General features: G+C 39.7%; 11 protein-coding genes. 3 read left to right on the forward strand and 8 right to left on the reverse strand.

The annotated features are described in order from the left end of the window. Positions 1–274: 274 nt before the first annotated feature. On the forward strand, positions 275–973 hold the full coding sequence (locus L1272_RS07955) for a hypothetical protein (RefSeq protein WP_054554583.1): 699 nt from the start codon (positions 275–277) through the stop codon (positions 971–973). Positions 974–1030: 57 nt separating this feature from the next. Here L1272_RS07955 and L1272_RS07960 read toward each other — a convergent pair whose 3' ends face one another. After that, positions 1031–1447: a hypothetical protein gene (locus L1272_RS07960; protein WP_054554584.1), complete on the reverse strand. Its 417-nt coding sequence runs from the start codon at positions 1445–1447 to the stop codon at positions 1031–1033. Positions 1448–1746: 299 nt separating this feature from the next. Between L1272_RS07960 and L1272_RS07965 the strand changes: the two genes are divergently transcribed. Continuing rightward, positions 1747–4020, forward strand: a complete 2274-nt coding sequence (locus L1272_RS07965) for a CHRD domain-containing protein (RefSeq protein ID WP_235373155.1) — start codon at positions 1747–1749, stop codon at positions 4018–4020. A gap of 53 nt (positions 4021–4073) precedes the next feature. On the opposite strand, the gene L1272_RS07970 is transcribed toward L1272_RS07965, so the two are convergent. The 3 genes from L1272_RS07970 to L1272_RS07980 all read right to left on the reverse strand — a co-directional run bounded on the left by L1272_RS07970 (position 4074) and on the right by L1272_RS07980 (position 6670). Further along, positions 4074–4559 (reverse strand): DUF6436 domain-containing protein, encoded by a 486-nt coding sequence (locus L1272_RS07970; protein WP_138599419.1) that lies wholly within the window; start codon positions 4557–4559, stop codon positions 4074–4076. Between the two features lie 13 nt (positions 4560–4572). Then, complete coding sequence (locus L1272_RS07975) at positions 4573–6039, reverse strand: methyl-accepting chemotaxis protein (RefSeq protein WP_235373156.1); 1467 nt, start codon at positions 6037–6039, stop codon at positions 4573–4575. 76 nt (positions 6040–6115) lie between these two features. Then, a complete protein-coding gene (locus L1272_RS07980; RefSeq protein ID WP_235373157.1) occupies positions 6116–6670 on the reverse strand; it encodes an isochorismatase family protein in 555 nt (184 codons plus the stop codon). Positions 6671–6838: 168 nt separating this feature from the next. Here L1272_RS07980 and L1272_RS07985 point away from each other — a divergent pair, with 168 nt between their 5' ends. Then, entirely contained in the window at positions 6839–11374 is a 4536-nt protein-coding gene (locus tag L1272_RS07985; RefSeq protein ID WP_235373158.1) for an EAL domain-containing protein, read from the forward strand. On the opposite strand, the gene L1272_RS07990 is transcribed toward L1272_RS07985, so the two are convergent. The 4 genes from L1272_RS07990 to L1272_RS08005 all read right to left on the reverse strand — a co-directional run bounded on the left by L1272_RS07990 (position 11346) and on the right by L1272_RS08005 (position 19473). After that, positions 11346–13619, reverse strand: coding sequence for a response regulator (locus L1272_RS07990; RefSeq protein WP_235373180.1), 2274 nt, complete (start codon positions 13617–13619; stop codon positions 11346–11348). The genes L1272_RS07985 and L1272_RS07990 overlap by 29 nt on opposite strands. A gap of 579 nt (positions 13620–14198) precedes the next feature. Further along, positions 14199–15092, reverse strand: a complete 894-nt coding sequence (locus L1272_RS07995; RefSeq protein WP_187489459.1) for a cation diffusion facilitator family transporter — start codon at positions 15090–15092, stop codon at positions 14199–14201. Positions 15093–15229: 137 nt separating this feature from the next. Beyond that, a complete protein-coding gene (cobN, locus tag L1272_RS08000; RefSeq protein ID WP_235373159.1) occupies positions 15230–19132 on the reverse strand; it encodes a cobaltochelatase subunit CobN in 3903 nt (1300 codons plus the stop codon). Then, positions 19129–19473: a DUF2149 domain-containing protein gene (locus tag L1272_RS08005; RefSeq protein WP_054554591.1), complete on the reverse strand. Its 345-nt coding sequence runs from the start codon at positions 19471–19473 to the stop codon at positions 19129–19131. Before L1272_RS08005 ends, cobN begins: the two co-directional genes overlap by 4 nt. Between the last annotated feature and the right edge of the window lies 1 nt (position 19474).

Genomic DNA, 19474 nt, shown 5'->3' on the forward strand with positions numbered 1-19474 from the left:
GCTCATTCCCTTACGGTGTAACATGATACAAAGCACCTGCAAACTCTAATCGTAGTAGCCTAGCCATCCTTGCACGTATCAATCTTGGTTAGTTAATAACTAAAAATTAGGCTTCAATATGCTAAAGGGCAAAAAGAAAGACCTGAGCCTGTTGGCTACTCGTTATGATAAATAAACCATTTTTAAATAACACAACAAAGCCAACCCTTTAGTTGGTAATAAAGCACTGCGTTTGCTATTTTACGTCTAACACTAAATCAGTAATCGAGGACACATGGAAGCGCCTACTTTTGAATTAACCCGTGATAACTTTAACTCAATCTTTTTTCAGACTTTCATAAAAACGAAAGTGCAACCTGAAATACCTATCATAAGATGCGCAGTGCCTTTACCGAAAGCACAGAAATTCAAGGCAAAATTAATTACTGCCGTTATTTTCATTATTGCATGTCACCTTGTTTGGAAAACACAATCCGGTGCAGGTGCAATTGCCGCTGTGGTCATTACTTATCTTAGTTATTTTTTAATTCAGATGTTTATTGCCAATAAGCGTTATTTCATCCATGAATCTCCCTTGTGCGAAATTAAAATAAACAAAGAAGAGGTTTACCTGCCTGCACTTTTATTCGATGACAGAAAAGCACGAACACTTAAAAGAGAAGATTTACTTAATGTTGAGGCCGTATGGAATTTTACACGCACCAAAAGCGGCTACGATATTAACGATCCACAACCTAGGCGTGCCTATCTATTTTCTGTTATTTTTAAAACTCGCTATGGTGATTCAATTCCTTTAAATGACTGGAGCTTAGAACATCCTGAGCTTTTCAAGACACTTGTTGAGTATGATTACCCAGTCACTATGATCAGAACAGCCAAACGCGGGTCACCAATAACAGTTCACATAAAATGGTTCTTCCTATTTACCTTTATATGTACTCTCATCTACTCACTTATAAAGTATGTAATTTAGCGGACTTATAAATATGCAATTGGCAAAGTAACTGCGAACAAGCGCTTTGCCTTAAACTTACGCTTTATTGTTAAACAGCATACCAGAGTGATTACTAGACGTAGGAGCAAACAAAGAGTTTATCATCGTAGAAACATTACTTTTTACGGCAAGCTGGACTGCATTTATTTCTTCATCAAGTTGTTTATTAAGCTCTAGTAACTCACTTTCTCGTTGTTCTGGAGCTAGGTCTTCGTTACTTTTTAAACTATTAATCTTATTTTGTAACTCCTTTATTTTTACTACTATCTCTTGTTGTGTTTGTGATGTCTTTGGTTGAGCCTCAACTTCCGGTTCAGAATCAACGCCCGCTTCTTGTTGTTTAGAGCCTTGAAGGTTTGTTGCTCTTTCACTTGCTGGGTTTAGCTCATTTTTATTTTGCTGATCTAATAATGGCTCTTTTAGGAATGAAGATGTGTACGAAGTTAGCTGCATAGTTTTCCTATCGTTAATTTTTTGGCGTTTAGCTATAAACTTTTTAAAATCAAACTAGATGCACGATCCGTACCCATTTGGAACCCAAAAGCCATTATACGGCTAAATATGTCAAATCCTCTAAAGTTAGCGTTATTAAACTTTAACTTTTGAATCCTCACTTCAAATAAACCAACACTAAAGAACTACTTTTTAACTTTTAAACAACCTTTTTTGATCTTTTTTTAAACACCGCCCGTACGCCTTATTGAAGTGGACACGTCGTAACGTCCGAACATACAAAGATATAAGGAACAACGATGAAATACATACTCCTGGCTAGCAGCTTACTTTTTCTCACCGCGTGTAGCGATGATGATGACGATAATACCGAAGTTGTTACCCCTCCCCCAGTTCAAGAATTCACTCCAAGTAAAACCTATTCTGTAACTTTAAGTGGCAAACAAGAAGTGCCAATGAATGACTCAATGCAAACAGCGACTGCAACGGTAGAGCTTGACGAAAGTTTAATGCAATTTCGTGCAACACTTGATGCAAGCTCAGTCGAAGGTTATAGCGCAGCACACATCCATGACGGCGATTTAGGCGCTAATGGTGATGTTGCTTTTGCATTTGAAGCCACTACCGATGGTATGTATGAAGTCGCAATTACCGACCTTGATGAAAGTCTAATTACTGATTTAATGGATGGCGATTGGTATATAAACCTTCATACAGAACAGTACGCAAACGGCGAGCTTCGTGCGCAAATTGTGCCAGATACAACGAGTATCATCACGTTTGTTTTAAATGGCGATCAGCAAGTGCCTATGAACGACAGTGGCGCAATGGGTTATGGCTATGCATCTTATGATAGCGCCACGACAGAATTACGGCTTCGCGCGGTGACTATGGGTGTTGATGACGCAACAGCAGCTCATATCCACACGGGTAAATTAGGCTCAAATGGTGACGTATTCGTAACTTTAGAGCAAGACGACGAACTCATGACTGACTGGGTTGTACCAGAAGATACCATGATTGACAGCGACACTCTGGCAGTACTTTTAGACGGCGGTCACTATGTTAATGTTCATACGCCTGAATTTGCCGGTGGCGAAATTCGCGGCCAAATCTTAACAGACAACTATGCAGTTGCGACCTTTGACTTAAGTGGTAATCAAGAAGTGCCTATGGTCAGCACCATGGCTGATGGTGATGGTTATGCCCTTGTTGATACAACAGACTACAGCGTAGAGCTTACTGTTGTAACATCAGGCTTAGACGATGCAAGTGCTGCGCATATTCATACAGGTCGTATCGGGACTAATGGCGATGTATTAGTGGCTCTTGAACAATCAATGGACGACAGTAACGTCTGGATGACACCAAGCAACACACAAATCAACGCGGATATTTTTGCATTGCTGGCTTCTGGCGGTCACTATGTCAATGTTCATACACCTGCTAATGCTGGCGGCGAGCTTCGTGGGCAAATCCTAACCAGTAACTATGGTTTTACGAGCTTTAAACTAAGCGGTGAGCAAGAAGTTCCTGCAGTCGAATCTGATGCAAGTGGTGAAGGCTATGCATTAATTAACATGGATAACTATGGCTTAGAGCTATTAGTAAACACAATGGGTGTTGATGATGCGACAGGTGCACACATTCATACTGGACGAATTGGCACCAATGGCGACGTTCTAGTAGCGCTTGAGCAGTCAACAACTGATGCAAGCATGTGGATGACGCCAGCAAATACCATGATCAACGCAGAGATATTTGAGGTACTTGCATCAGGCGGCCATTACGTTAACGTACATACACCTGCTAACACGGGTGGCGAAATTAGAGGTCAGATCCTAACAGATAACTATCAACTCGTTACTTTCCCACTCAGTGGAATGCAAGAAGTTCCAGCGGTTGATTCGATGGCATCAGGTAGTGGTTATGCATTAGTTAACATGGATAACTACCATTTAGAATTAAGAGCGTTAACCGAAGGTGCGAGTGACGCCACTGCTGCTCACGTTCATACGGGTCGTATAGGCACTAATGGCGACGTACTTGCAGCGTTAGAGCAATCAAGCGATAACATGAACCTGTGGCAAACACCTGAAAATACCATGATTAATGCAGATATTTTTGCAGTACTTGCATCAGGTGGTCATTACGTTAATGTGCATACTCCTGCTAACCCAAGTGGCGAACTTCGCGGTCAAATCCTTACCGACAACTATGTGTTTGTCACCTTTCCGCTAAGTGGTGAACAAGAAGTACCTGCGGTCACAACGGATGCGTCTGGCGATGGTTATGCGCTAGTGAATACCAATGATTACAGTGTTGAGTTGCAAGTGCTTACATCAGGTGTAAGCGATGCAACTGCTGCCCATATTCATACCGGTGTAGCAGGTGAAAATGGCCCTGTGTTAGCTCCACTTGTACAAGACAGTGATGATATGAATCGCTGGATGAGTAGCACAGGCTTAATGATAGACGCCGATATCTTTTCAGTTTTAGCTTCAGGCGGTCATTATGTAAACATTCATACGCCTGCAAACCCAAGCGGTGAGATTCGAGGCCAAATTCAATAATTTTATAAAATCAGAGGCCAATATTTTTGGCCTCTTTTACTTACCTTTCAAGCTCAATTAATTTCACAATAACATCCCTCGGCGTCTGAATTAATAAACTGGCTATTAAAACCCGCTCGTAAGTTTGCAATTACTAACTCAACAAAGCCATTCTGACTTGAACACGCGAGTCCTTTTGATAATGGCCCTGCATACACAAGCTGTTGATTTTCAGAAACAAGTACTGCGGCAGGTTGAGCGGGTAATATTGCAGCAACCGCAGATGTTGGTTTAAGTTTTATTACTTCAATACCTTGCTCTGCTGCATAGCTGCTAAGGCTTGTTATGTGCGGTTGTGAGCGCTCTGAGCATACACAGGTATTTTCATCAATAATGTACAAGGTATCTGTATGGGTGATGCCAAGTCCCATACTTTGTTGAAATGTAGTCAGCCAGTTAGCTGTTGCCAGCTTTTTATCTGGATCAAAGGTGCTTGCTTGTTGAGAATAAGCAAATACCAAGGCTAATGCCACAGAGGCAACCCAAAGTAGAGTTGCCATTATCAGCCATTTGCTATTTGAATTTAGCAATACCTTGCTCCAGTACATCGATACTTACATCAATTAACTGTACGCGATCGGTGAGTTTTTCAATCATCAGATTATCGTTGGCTTGGTTAGCAATTAAGGCTTGTGAATTCTCGGCTATAGCACGCGTATTACCCGCTTGATTTTGCACTACATGTGCAACCGATTGTGAGCTACTTGCAGCAACATTCACCTGCTCTGTCATCTCGGTAATTTGCAGTTTCATCTGCGAACTAATGGCCGACAACTGCTCTATAAGCGCAACACTACCCTGCATCGACTTAGTTGATGAGGCGCTGTTTTGCATCAAGCTTTCAAGCGTATTGGTGATTTTATCTGTGGTGTTTTTGCTGCGTGTTGCTAAGTTTCTCACTTCATCAGCCACCACTGCAAAGCCGCGACCTTGTTCTCCAGCACGCGCAGCTTCAATTGCAGCGTTTAGTGCAAGTAAGTTTGTTTGCTCAGCAATTGACGATATTTCATTGAGTAATTCTGAGATATGCGAACATGCACTCACCAGCTGGCTAATATTTTGGTCAGCCTCTTGAAGGTTATTAGCAAGCTCCGCCGTTTTGCTGTCGGTATTCGCCACTTCATTGAGTGCCTCAGTGGCACTTAAATGGAGCTGCTCAAACTGTGTTTGTAGTTCATTACTTTCTTGTTCAACATGGGCAAAGCCTTCGGCAACTCGTTCACCTGACTGCGCGATATCCGTCGATAACTGCTCACGATGAAGTGCTTGCTCATGTAACTCGTCGTGTACTTCAAGTAATTGTTTAGACTGATTTTTTAAAACACTACTTTGGCTTTGAACATCACCTATCACACTCGATACAAAACCCAGTAAACGGTTAAAACCCGCTACAGCTTCACTGTGACTATCATCCGCTCTTAAACTAATATTAATGCTGTTTTCGTCGGCCATTATCTGCTCTGTCGTTGTGCTTAACGATAAGCCAGAACTACGTTCGCGGTGAAGGGTTTTAGCAATGTAACCCGCTACAATTGCTTCAACAATGGCATACACAGCATGGATAAGTACGGTGCTAAAGTACAACCTGTCTGGGTCAAAAACATATAAGCCAACTTCGTTGATCTGTAAAAAATAAAAGCTCAAATGGTGAACGGCCACAAAAGCAAGTGCAGTTATAAACACGCGCCATTCAACAAACATGATCAATACGGCCATTAAAATGAAAATTTCAAAATGTACTTCAATGAGGCCGTAGCTTTGTTGGATGTGTAAAAACGAAAACATCATGCAACCGGCAGCAACAACGTGGGCTGTTAATTTGCTCGTTGGGTATTGATGGAGCATCCAAAGTGGTAAAGACAGCAATAATAAACCCGTTACCACACCGGTAATTAGGGTCGAATAGATAAAGCCTAAAACCAAAGACTCAACAAACAATAAAAGGAACAAATAAGTAAAAAGGCGGCGCACACTCGTCATAGATAAAGCCTTAATTATTAAATAATTTACAAAAATACAATTAATCGAGCCAATACGGTTCGAACCGCATCGTGGTTCACTTTATTAATTGCAATAATGCTCTAAATTGATCGGTCCCTGCTTTTTCTAGCCATTGAAATATCACACTTTCTGCACAGGTAATAATAGCACCTGCTGCCAATAGCTGCTTAATTGCTAACTCTTTGTGTTTTTCGTTGCGTGATGCAATGGCATCTTCAACCACAAACACCTGATAGCCATTAGCAATTAAGTCTAAACAGGTTTGCAGTACACACACATGCGACTCTGTACCCGTCACCACTATTTGCTGACGGTTAAAGTCAGCCAGTTGACGGGTAAATTGCGCCTCTTGGCACGCGCTAAAATGTATTTTGTGATAGCAATTATTACCATTTATGAAGGGTAAAAGCTGTTCACTACTTTTACCTAACTTGGTTGGGTTTTGTTCAGTAAATAAATACGGAATGTCTAAAGCTTTAGCTGCATTTATCAACTTTTCGGTGTAATTAACAGCTTGGCCAAAGTCGCTTATGACAGGCTCAAGCCCTGCTTGAAGGTCAATAATTAATAACAAGGCATGATTCTTTTGACTTATAAATGAATGACGCATAACTTTCCCTTAGGTTGCCTATGGGCTATTTATAGCACAGCTAACACTATGTTGTACCTTAATTAAACATTTACTAATTTATCTTTTCAGCTGACTCAATAACATTCATAATTGTGCTATATTTTGTTAAAAATTATATGCAAATAATAATTTAGGGTTAATCAGTCGGTGCCTAAACTTTTTCTTTTGATATTCAATTTGCTGTTCTTCACGCTCACCTTTTCAGTGAATGCACAAAACTATGCTTTGCAAATGCAGCGGATCTCTACAGATGAAGGGTTAACCCAAGGTAGTGTAACTAAAATCGTGCAAGATGATTTAGGCTTTATTTGGGTTGGCACTTATCAAGGCTTGAACAGATATGACGGCTATCAAGTAGCCGCTTTTGCTGGCGAATATATGCTTGATCAACGACAGATCACTTTTATGACTAAAACCAGTGATGGCAAGATTTTTGTGAGTACTGAGTTTTCAGGTGCTTACTTCATAAACCCAAAAACACTCAGTGTCGAAAAAGTCTATTCAGGAAAACTAACCCCTGAAGATGTTTATTTTTCCCCTATTCTTGCACTCGAAGAAGATGACAGCCATTTCTTTTTCGCAATCAATCAGCACCTTTATTCTTACCATAAGCAAACCAAAAAGTTTTTGCATGAGTTTTCAATCGATAAGCAAGATGACTTTATTCGTGCTTTAGCTCTGCATGATAATTTTTTATACATTGGAACAACCGCAGGACTTTTTTCAAAAAACTTAGTGGATGATCATGTTTCTCGTATTGAGCTTGCTGATGAAAATAAATTAAATAACGATAATAAAAACGCAAAATTTTTGCACCTTGATCCTCAATTAGGTCTGTTAGTTGGTACAGTCGAAGGAATGTACAACATTCCATTTAATGCAGATAAACTCCTCGCAGTAGATAAAACCAAACTATTGGTTCCTGAATTAAATATTTGGGATTTCGCATCTAGTAAATTTGGTGAGTATATTGTCACTGAAAAAGGCTTATTCGAATTTAATAGGGAAACTCTATCTGCCGAATTTATTTTGAGCTATGAGCAAAGTAAATTTTTAATGACCGACAATACAATTGTCGATGTGATGATTGATAAAACAGGATTGCTATGGCTTGCTTCTCGTTCGCAGGGAGTTTTTACATGGTCCACCTTAGCAAGACGTTTTAAGCATATCGAATCAACGTCTACTTCTGGTAATGTCAACAATAGTGTTTGGGCGGTATTGCAAGACAACGAAAACATTATTTGGATCGGCACCGAAAATGGCATGCTGAAGTATAACCAATTAACAAACTCCATCAGCCCTTACCTAGTTAATGACGATATAAAAGCCTTTCATGGAGAACATGCTGTATATGGCATTGCACAGGCAGAAATAGAACCATCTGAACGCTTTCTGTGGCTTATGAAGTACAGAGGCTTAGCGCTCTTTGATAAGATCAGCGGTGATTTAGTGCCTTTAAAAGGCAGTAAAGAAGTGATTAATATATTAGAAAATGAGCCAAGTTGGGGCTTTCATACTTTAGGTTCAGATCAATTTGCATTTATTACTCAAGAAAACTTTTATCGCTACAATGGTAAAACAGGTGAATTACGAACTATTAAGGGACTAAAAGAACAAGTCGATATTATCAATGCGCACTCTTTTTTAAAGCCACTCTCGAGTCACCCTAACGACTATTTGTTAAGTATGTCTGGCCATTTGTATCGTTATAATGAGCAAACTGAAAAATTGACACTTGTTTATCAAGTCGAAAACTTTAATCCACTCACATTTTCTGTGATTGATGATTGGGTTATTGACCACAATGATACACTTTGGCTGGCTTCATCTAACGAAGGGTTAATTGCTGTTGACTCTCACTCCTACGCTATTAAACATCGCTTAGGCACTCAATCTGGTCTCAATGCAAAATCAGTGTATGGCTTACAAATCGACCGCTTTGGTTTTTTATGGGCTAGTTCGCAAAATGGCCTGTATAGAATTGATTTAAGTTCAAGAAGTGTCAATTCGTATTTTATCCGTGATGGCCTTTCAGCTAATGAGTTTAATGTTGATGCCGATGCAACGCTAGACAATGGCCAAATTGGCTTTGGTTCGACAAGGGGCTTATTGTTAATCGCACCTGAAGACTTTTTAACTTCACCAACAGAATTAGATGCGATAAATACTGAAATTACTCATGTTTCTTTGCTCTCTCGCGAGCTGAACTATCATCCATACAAATATATCAATAACCCTCTTCAAATGACTGCTGAAGACATCGGTCTTGAGGTTAGCTTTTCTAACTTTGATACTATCAATAAGGATAAAACAACTTATAAAGTAACTTTAGAGGGACCAACGTCATTAAATTACGACAAATTAACCACTAACAAAGTATTTTTTACCAAGCTACCTCCCGGACAATATATCTTGTCTGTTGCTTCTAACTCCGAGAGCTCCAAAGTCAGTTCAGCAACAAGACAACTACAGTTTAATATTGCCTATGCGCCTTGGTCTTCACCAGTTGCGATAACAGGTTATGTGCTGCTCATTTTTGCCATACTCTTTTTCTTTTTTTGGCAATACAGAGCACGTCAACAAGTACTGAATAAAGCGCATGCTGATGTTGTTAAATCGCAACAACAAACTGAATTAGCACTGAGCAGTAACAAAAGTGGGGTATGGGAAGCCAATTTAAGCCAGCAAACGCTTTTAAATAATCGCTTTGTGACAGAGCTGGGTTACCACAAGAGTAACGAGAGTTTAGCCCTCATTGAGTTCCTTGATTTTATTCATCCAGCAGACCGTAGTGCCTACTTAAACCATTGGAATGCCTTTGCAAAACAATCAAATCAAGAACAATGGAATATCACCTACCGTTTAAATCATCAAAATGGTAAGTGGTTATGGTATCAGGACATTGGCCGTGTCGTCGAAGTTGATGAAGCAAATAAGCCAATAAAAGTAACAGGTATCTATACCAACATTACCGAACAAAGAGCAAATGCACTACAAGCAAGTGTGCTCGGTGAAGCTTTCAGCCAGATAAATGACTGGCTTTTAATTTTAGACAGCCAGTTAAAACCATTTTCAGCAAATACAAGCTTCAGTGATACATTTGCTATTACAGGCAATATAACTGATCTAACAATTAAGGACTTTGTTCGCACAATAGGTAGGGCTCAGTTCTTAAGATACATCAATGTGTTAAAAACATTAAAACCAAAACAAAACTGGAAAACAGAAGCTTATATACACACTCAAAAAAATCCATCCCACCCTGTTCATATCAGTGTTACTGCAGTTGCGAAAGATAATCAAGCGATTAGTCATTATGTGATTGTTATTTCAGATCTTACAGAACAAAAGCGTGCTGAAGATGAGTTACGTTATTTAGCGAATTACGACCCATTAACGGGCTTACCAAATCGTTCATTAATGCATTCAAAAATCAATAATTGTATAAATCATTCTAAAAAGCATAACAAGTTAGCAGCCTTGTTATTTATTGATTTAGATAAATTTAAGCCAGTGAATGACTCTTTTGGCCATGCTGTTGGTGACCAATTGCTGTGCAATATTACGCAACGTGTAAGTTTACTTTTACCTAATAATGCAACGGTTGGTAGACAAAGTGGCGATGAGTTTTTAGTGTTAGTCAAAGATCTTCATTCGCCTCAAACGTTGAGCGAATTAGTTAAGCAACTTACACAAGAATTAGCAAATAAAGTCATTATTGACGATTTTTCTATCAATATTTCAGCCAGTATTGGGGTTGCACTCTATCCTTTTGATGCTAAAACAGCTGATGAGTTAATACGCAATTCTGATATTGCCATGATGCATGCCAAACAATCTGGGCGGAACAATTTCAAATACTTTACCGAGCAGATGAATAACCAGCTCACTAAAAAGTTATTACTCGAAAATGCGTTAAAAGATGCCTTTAAAGATGATGAGCTTTTTAATAATTATCAGCCAATTGTTAATGCTAAAACGAAGCAAATTAATGGTGTTGAATTATTAATGCGCTGGAAGACAGAACAAGGTTTTATTTCACCTGCTGAGTTTATCCCTATTGCAGAAGAAATTGGTTTAATCGATGTACTTACAGAACAGGCTTTAAATCGAGCTTTAACAGAATTGCAGCCAATTTTAAGATCAAACCCTCGTTTTTACCTTTCTTTAAATGTATCGCCAACGCACATATTAAAGGCGAACTTAACCGAAAGACTCTTGTTGATCCTGAATAATTTTCGCATTAAGCCTGCGCAATTGCGCTTAGAGATTACTGAAAACACATTACTAGAAGACAAAGATAAAGCCTCAAAGCAGCTACGAAAGTTAAAAAATGCGGGTTTTAAACTATTACTTGATGACTTTGGTACCGGATATTCTTCACTGACTTACCTCAGTCAGTTTCCAATTGACGTCATTAAAATAGACCAAAGTTTTGTGCGCAATATTGGGCATGATCGAAGTAACGAATCAATTATCAAAACAATCCATGCGTTATCCGCTAATTTAGGCCTTTATTGTATTGCCGAAGGCGTTGAAACTATTGAGCAAATTAAATTTTTACAACACATGGGCTGTGATGACTTTCAAGGTTACTACTTTGCAAAACCTATGCTTTCTGAAGACCTACTTGCAGAACAAAACTTGCAATCTATTGTTGCTCGTTTAAAAGAGCTTTAAGCCATTTGTTTAAACACGCATATAATTGGTCTTTATTAATTGGCTTTGAGATAAAATCATCCATGCCAGCAACAAGGCAACGCTGCTGATCCTCTTCAAATGCATTCGCAGTGATGGCAATGATTATAGCCTGACCATACAAGTGCGGGTTCTGTTTTATTTCTTTTGTACATTGATAGCCATCCATATTTGGCATTTGGCAGTCCATAAGGATAATATCAGCTTGATAACTCTGCAGTATCTCAAGTGCTTCAAGGCCGTCATTTGCTTGTTTGAGATTACACTGAGTAAAACGCAGCATCTTTTTCAATACAATTTGATTAACAGGGTTATCTTCAACTAGTAAGATATTCAAACCTGCTAATTGGGGAGTCGCAGTACTTTGGTTATCCACTGAGGCTGAATTACTAATAATTACAGGCATCGTGATGGTGAACTCACTACCAACGCCTTCTTGACTTGTTAGCTTAAGCTCCCCTGCCATTAACTCAATAATTCGCTTACTAATGGTTAGCCCAAGTCCCGTTCCGCCATATTTACGTGTGGTAGAAATGTCGGCTTGAGTAAACTCGGTAAACAGTTTTGCCTGCTGCTCACTTGAAATCCCGATGCCTGTATCACGAATGCTGATCTGCATTCGGTCATTAACCATAGTACAGCTCATGGTAATGTCGCCCGACTCTGTGAACTTGCCGGCATTACTCAAAATATTATTTATAACTTGGCTAAACCTTAAAGGGTCTAAACTGATACAACTTGGTACAGAGTCACTAATGTTAAGCTTAAACGTCACCCCTTTTTTTACGCTTGTACTACTAAACACCTTGGCAATTTGTTCAAGTAACTTAGTTATTTCAACTGCACGATACTCTAATTTTAAAGCACCCGCCTCTATTTTGGAGAAATCTAAAATATCATTTAAAATCAGCAGTAAGTTATTCGCACTTTGATGGATCATCACTAACTCTTCGTGTTCTTCTTCTGCTAAATCTTTATTATCTAGTAACAGCTGAGTCATCCCTAAAATACCATTTAGCGGAGTTCGAATTTCGTGACTCATATTAGCCAAAAACTGAGATTTAGTGCGGTTAGCATTATTTGCAGCCCGTACAGCTTCAACCAACTCATTGGTTTTATCATCAACCTGTTTTTCTAGTTGTGCATTAAAGTCTTTCAGTCTTACGTTTAGTAATTCATTTTCGTGGTTCGCTTGATGTAGACGATTGAAGCTCAGTGCGAGCTTATTCGCAAGGCTGGAAAATTGTGATTGCAAGCGGCTCACTTCTAACCAAGTTTGCGGTAAATACGTGTCAGTATCAGCATTTTCTGGCTCAAATTTATCAATTTGTTCAGCAAGTTTGCGTATCGGTGTTGTGAGCCAACGACTTAGTTGAGTGATAAAAACGCTTGTCAGTAAAATAATAAAAATGATCATAACCAATGATTGTCCCCATGCATTTACAGCGACATCATTCGCGTGTTTTCGGTTTAGCATGGTCATAACCATCCAATTATGGTCAGCTAAGCGCGCTTGCTTAGCATAATATTGCTGCTCATTTTGTGCATCAAATATGATAAAACGCTCTTCATTCGCAAATGAATCAATCTCTTCATTGCTTAGTTGTTGCATCTCTTTAAAATCATCGATGGTGCTAAACACAACTTTATTAGCCGCATCGAGTATTAGTAAATCACCTTGATGACTAAATAAACTTGGACGTAAACTAGCAAAGTAATCAAACATCAGCGAGCCTTCGACCACGCCAGTAAACGTATCCTCAATATAAATAGGCGCTGAAACCGCAACAATGGGCAGAGAACCAAAACCACGCCCTTTAAAAATAGTCGAGATATAACCCTGCTTATTGGACGGTGCATGAATAAAGTAATCACGATCTGCAACATTTGCGCGAATGTTTGACTGCTGCAAACTTACAGCTAATGATTGGGGGTAAAAATGAGTAACATCTGCAAAAGCATCAGTGATGATTTGAGTTCTAAAATCTGGATACAGATTAGCCATATTCTCAAGTGCAACCTGTTTGGGTAGCCCATGAGCAATACTTTTTGCGGTTAGAACCACTCCTTTTTTATGGTGCTCTAAATGCGAATCGATAACTCGCGCTATTTCATTCGCTTTTTCATTAAGTTGAGCGTTAACCTCATACTCTATGCGAGCATAGTGATTGTTAGTCAAAACAATTGAAGTGAGTATTACCACTAAAATGACTAACAAGCTAACCACGTAATTAAGTATTTTATCCAAAGAGGAATAATATTTGTGCCAAGAGTATCGACTAAAGAAAAAGCTCAATAAATCTATTACAGACAAGTAAATAACTGCATTTAAACAGTACTTAGCCAATGCTATCAACAGAGTGAGTGTGGGTAATGCTAAAAAATAGTGCCCAAATACCCAAAGAATGGGTGAACCTATAACAAACCAAAAAAGCATCCCTCTCAAAAAGACAGGACGCGCCTTAGACAGGCAATATAATTGTAAAAATATAAGCTCTAAGGCAAAAACAATGGATGGCCAAGCATGGCCCCAGCGATAAAATATGAAGCCAGTACTAATAATAAAGGTGATAATTGCATAGCGCCAACCGAGTAAAAGCAGGCTTAAAATGACAAAAAATTGCCCAAGCAGAAACTCAGAGCTATCCAAAAAAAATACTGGCAATAAATTAACTAGACCTGCAATGCAACCAAGCAACAGCGCAGCTAAAAAGTTAATATAAAATGGCTTATTTTGAAGCAAAAAAGGCATCCTAACACCCTAGCGATACCTTTAAATTAAAAGAAAATTAAACATTTTGCCACTTTAATTAACATAATGGCATTCATGACTTTCGATTTGTAAAACACTTTTGTTTACTTTAAAGCGTGAAAGCAATAGCTGTTCTACTTTAAGTCGACACGCCTCATCATGCTTTTCCACGGTACAATGCTGCTTTAACACCACATGTGCTCCCACAACAATATCTTTGTCTTGGCGCATTACCGTTACATTATGCACATTTTGAACGTGTTCTATTGATGCAATACTTTGCTCAATAGCTGCTACATCAGGAAGCTTACTACGGTTTTCCAGTAACCCTTTAATACAGCGAATAATCACTTTAACCCCAGTGAACAATACAAAGATCGCTATGAGCATACTCGAAATAATATCGATTTCTGCCCACCCGGTTAAGTAGATTAAAATTCCAGCAAAGAAAGTAGAAACTGTCGAAATTAAGTCAAAGAACGAATGGAGAAATACCGCATATACATTAATACTTGCCTTACGCCCTTTATACAAAACCCATGCAGCTGCGCCATGAAACAAAAATCCAATAGCAGATATAACTGACATCAAATAGCTATTGATTTGTAGTTCATGCCCATCACTGTGATGGAAATAACGTTCTCCACCTTCGTAAAGAATAATTAAGCTAATGCTCAAGTACAAAACACCATTGATCAAGCCACCGGTCAGTTCAGCTCGTTGGTAACCATCGTTAAAGTTTTTTGCAAAGTAAATCGCCATGCTTGAAGCAATAAGTGCAATAAATAAAGAACTGTTATGAACAAACAAATGCCCAGCATCAGCAAGTACAGCAAGCGAATTAGAATAATAGGCACCAATGATCTGAATAACCATAAACGAGCACGTTATGGCTAAAGCAATTAACAAGCGGCGTCTAGAAGCTTGGTGTGTTGTAATATCTGTCATGAAGAAGTGGAAAACCTATTCGCTGGAGATGGAAATGATATAAAGTCGCAATTGTAATACGTGACGCGGCTAAACGCACTAAAAAGTTATGAAAGGCGGCCAAAAACCTAGCCTCGACCGCCTTTTGTAAGGTAATGCTATTGTTTCACTCTTATAAAGGGGCTAATCATTCCAGTAAAGAAAATCCCGCCTAATAGCCACCATAATGTATAGTCAGATTCTGTCGGTTTACCTTGTTCAACCTGTTCGAGTTTTTGGCCACTCACTTGCTGGCTAGCAGAACTTACACTGTTGGCAAGTTCTGGTGCCGCTTGCCCAGGAACTAAAGGTGCGAGGCCAAAGCCAGCATTTTGTTCTTTTACGAACTCGGTAAATGTTTCATTGTCTGTAACTACATCATGTTGATTAGCAATTTCAGTGTAGGTTTCAAGCATTTTCTTCAGCGTCTCGGCATCAGCTTGCCAATAACCTTTGCGAACTGCCTCTAACATTCGCTCAATGATTTGTGCTAATGCTTCAGCGTTATGTTGCTCAAAAAACTCGCGCATTTGCATATCGTATTTATCATCAACATACACTTCAAAGAATTCTTGCCATTGATCATCTCTTACCGCGTCGGGGGTCATAACTTCCCAGCCCCACATGTTGTTCATACGGTCTAAAATAGCGGTAGCCCCAGCATAACCTGAATCTTGCATCGCTTTAATCCAGCGAGGGTGAAAATAACGACTGCGCATCTCGTTACTGATAAACTGATCTAAAGTTTGAATTTTCTCCTGCCCCTTACGGCGCAAATTAGAGACATACATTTGTGGTGTTTTACCATCAATATTACGAACCGCTAGGCCGATGCCACCAAAGTATTGGAACGGATCATCATTTGTCATGAGTGCATAAAGGTTACTTGAACGAGAAAACACCACCCCATCTGTGCCCGACAACACCTTTTTGTATAGCCCTGTTTCTGATAAATTTTCGCTCCAGCGAGCCTCATCCTTACCAAAACCAAAGCCCATTCGATCTAAATACAAATTAGCCAGCTTACTATCATTTTCCCAGCTATCAGAGTCAAGCGCTCCCCCCGCAAGCCCAGTACCGTATGCACCACTTTCATTAGAGAAAATACGCACAGAAGATAAGTAATCTGCATCTTCTTCACTTTTACCTTCGTCTAATAATGTTTGCTTGAGGATCATTGAGTGACGATAAACAAAGTTATTATCTTCTTTCATCTTTGCCACTTTATCTATTGCCTCAGCAATCCATAGCATGACATTAGGAAATGCATCACGGTACAAGCCTGTCGCAGAGACCACTACATCAATACGTGGCCTGCCAAGCTCTGAGTATGGGATCACTTCTGTGCCAACAATGTTGCCCTGATTATTCCACTTCGGCTTTATCCCCATTGCATGGAGAATTTGTGCTTCTAATGCACCTTGATGACGCATTGTTTCAAGTGACCAAAGTGAAAAAGCAAGCTTCTGTGGGTAGCGGCCATGTTCTGCTTGATACTGCTGTACAGTTTGTTCAAGCATCTTAACCCCAGCCTGATAAGCTTCTTTCGAAGGTACTTTCGCTGGGTTAAAGCCAATTAAGTTTCGACCTGTTGGTACAGCCGCCGGATTACGAATAGGATCATTACCGTGGCTTACTGGTATATACTGACCATTTAAACCATTTAGCAAACCGGTGATTTCTTCACTTTTGTGAAAGTTTAGCCAGTACTCTTTAGCTGTCGCGATATCACTTTGTAACGACTCAGGGATGGCTAAGTTACTATTTTCGCCCAGCACTCGCGCTAGTAACTGAAATCCTTCTAATGCCTCTAACTTTACAACCTTGCGCTCGTCCTCACGTTCAGGCTCGCCAATAGCAATACCTATTTCTCGCTCAAATTCACCTGCTTGTTTAGTGAAATCATCACCAAGCATTTGCAAAATAGTGCTGTAAAGATGGGCATTGATTGGTAGCTCACCAAAAATATGAACTCCCAGCGGCTGGCTCATCTGTGCCAGTGTGTTTAAGTGATCTTGTAAGACGGTAATCTTGTCAGCAAATTGAGCTGCTAAAGTAGCTTCATCAAGATCGAGGTCTTTTAACATATTCAATTGCTTAGCAAGCTTAATTATTTCTTGCTGCGTATTTGATTTTGTTTGCCCTTCATCCAACATTAAATAGTTGGTGATCAGTTCGTTTAATTTTGCCACTTCAGTGTATAGCCCTGCTTTTGCAAAGCCAGGGGTTAAGTGACTGATCATAGTGGCACGACCACGACGTTTTGCCTGCATCGCTTCACCGACATTATCAATAATGTACGGATAGAAAACAGGAATATTGCCTATCGCTAAGTTTGGCGCATCATAAACCGATAAGCCACGCTCTTTACCACTTAGCCACTCTTGTGAACCATGAGTACCTAAATGCACCACCGCATCAGCATTAAAAACATCACGTGCGTATAGATAAATAGCTAAGTAACTATGATTGATAACCGATTTAGTATTGTGATACTGGGCAGCATGCTGCTTTGCCGTTTCACCACGCACACCTTGAGGAAGTACAATCATGTTACCCAGTTCCATGCGCGGAATGACAAACATCATTTCGCCATTGTGCATACGCAACATAGCGCTTTCACTTGGTTGACCATATTTATCAATAATTGGCTGAGTGACATCCTGAGGTAGGCTATCAAACCAAGTTTGATAGATACTTAGCGGTAAATAATCTGCGAGTCCGAGTTTTACCAAAGCCTCAGCATCTTCACCACGATAATAAGGGCGAAGCAATTTACCCGCTTGCTCAACTAACGTGGCTGTATCCGTTTGTTTTACTTGGTAACCCTTCTCGTTCATCGCTCTTGCGATGTTAGCAATCGAACTCGGTACATCTAAAAATGCAGCGCCAATATTCTTCTCACCCGGCGGGTAGTTCCAAATAAAGGTGGCGACTTTTTTATCTGTGTTTTTAATGTGCGCTAAATTGGCATGATTAAATGCACGCTCAACCAACGCATTAAGTTGTGCTTGCATTGCCACCTTACTGCCCTTTTCATTGGCAGCAATAATAATTGGGTCGGTACTACCCGTATCTTCTGGCATTACAAGAAAGAACGGAGTGAGTGCTGGTGATACACCCGCATGATCTTCTTTAAAAGCCTGTTCATCGCCTTCAGTATAGTTAAGTGCATGAATAACAGGCACACCAATTTGCATAAACTCTGCGCGGCGTTTCTCAACATAGTGTAATGAACGATAGTTAATGATTAAATCTACCCGTGAACCAGTTTCATCACTCAGTAGCTCTGGGTAAGTTAGTGCTTCGTCATTGCCTTCAAAGAAAAACGCCAATGCTTTCGCACCTTTGTTCTGAAGACCTGTAATTAATGCATCAACTATTTGTTGCTGTTCATAATCAATGACTGAACGATGAATCGCTATCGCTATAACTGCTTGAGCTGGCTTAGCATCTAACCAATTAAAAAACTGCGTTTCATCAGCACTAACATGGCCGTCAAACTCAGGATGATATAAACCAACGTTTGGAATGACTTTAACTGGCTCTGCTGGCACATCTGAGAGTTTAAAAATGGCATTTGCAATATAAAGCATCATATTACGGTAATTATCGCGCCCGGCATTATTGTAATAACCGCCAAGGTGAGTATGTTGCTGCTCAGATAAACCGCTATTCATTGCTGAGTTATCCATATCACCGAGTGAGATCACTGGCACATTGGGGTACTCAGTTAAATATGGCTGATACTTAGCAAACATATATTTTGAAAGCGCAGGATTGATACCATCCAACAAAATCAACTCGGCATTTTGCCAAGCTTGTTTAATCTCTTCGTCAGTTTTGCCTTTAGTACTAAAATTAGTAAAGGTGAACGGTTGATCTTCAGCAAGGCTTGTTAGCAATGCCCCTTTCGATTTAGCCACATGACCCGACATCATTATAAGTACTTCAGGCTTTTGTGCTGCATGTGAAGTCAGTGCGCTGAATAAAAGCAGCGCAAACGTTATTATTCTTATCATTGTGTATTCTCTTGTTTGCCCGTTGCTGAGCCATCACTTTCGGGGACATAAACAAAGCTACCGTCAGCCATTTTATAAGCCACACCAGCGCGCATGCCCTCGCCAGAACCAATTTCACCGTTAGATTTATATTGTTTAATCTCCTTGCCCTCTTTAACGATTACTTCCATATTTGGCTCACCGGCATTTTTAACAACAGTCACGTTTTCTGCAGTAAAAGGGCTGAGTGGGTTTTGTGCAATTGCAATAAGAAGTGCAGCAATAATCACCAGAAATACATCAACCAGATTAACGGCACTGACAATTGGGTTTAACTCTTCATCTTCGTCTAAAAAGCGCATG

Source organism: Pseudoalteromonas sp. PAST1 (genome assembly GCF_021532515.1).
Lineage (GTDB): Bacteria > Pseudomonadota > Gammaproteobacteria > Enterobacterales > Alteromonadaceae > Pseudoalteromonas > Pseudoalteromonas simplex.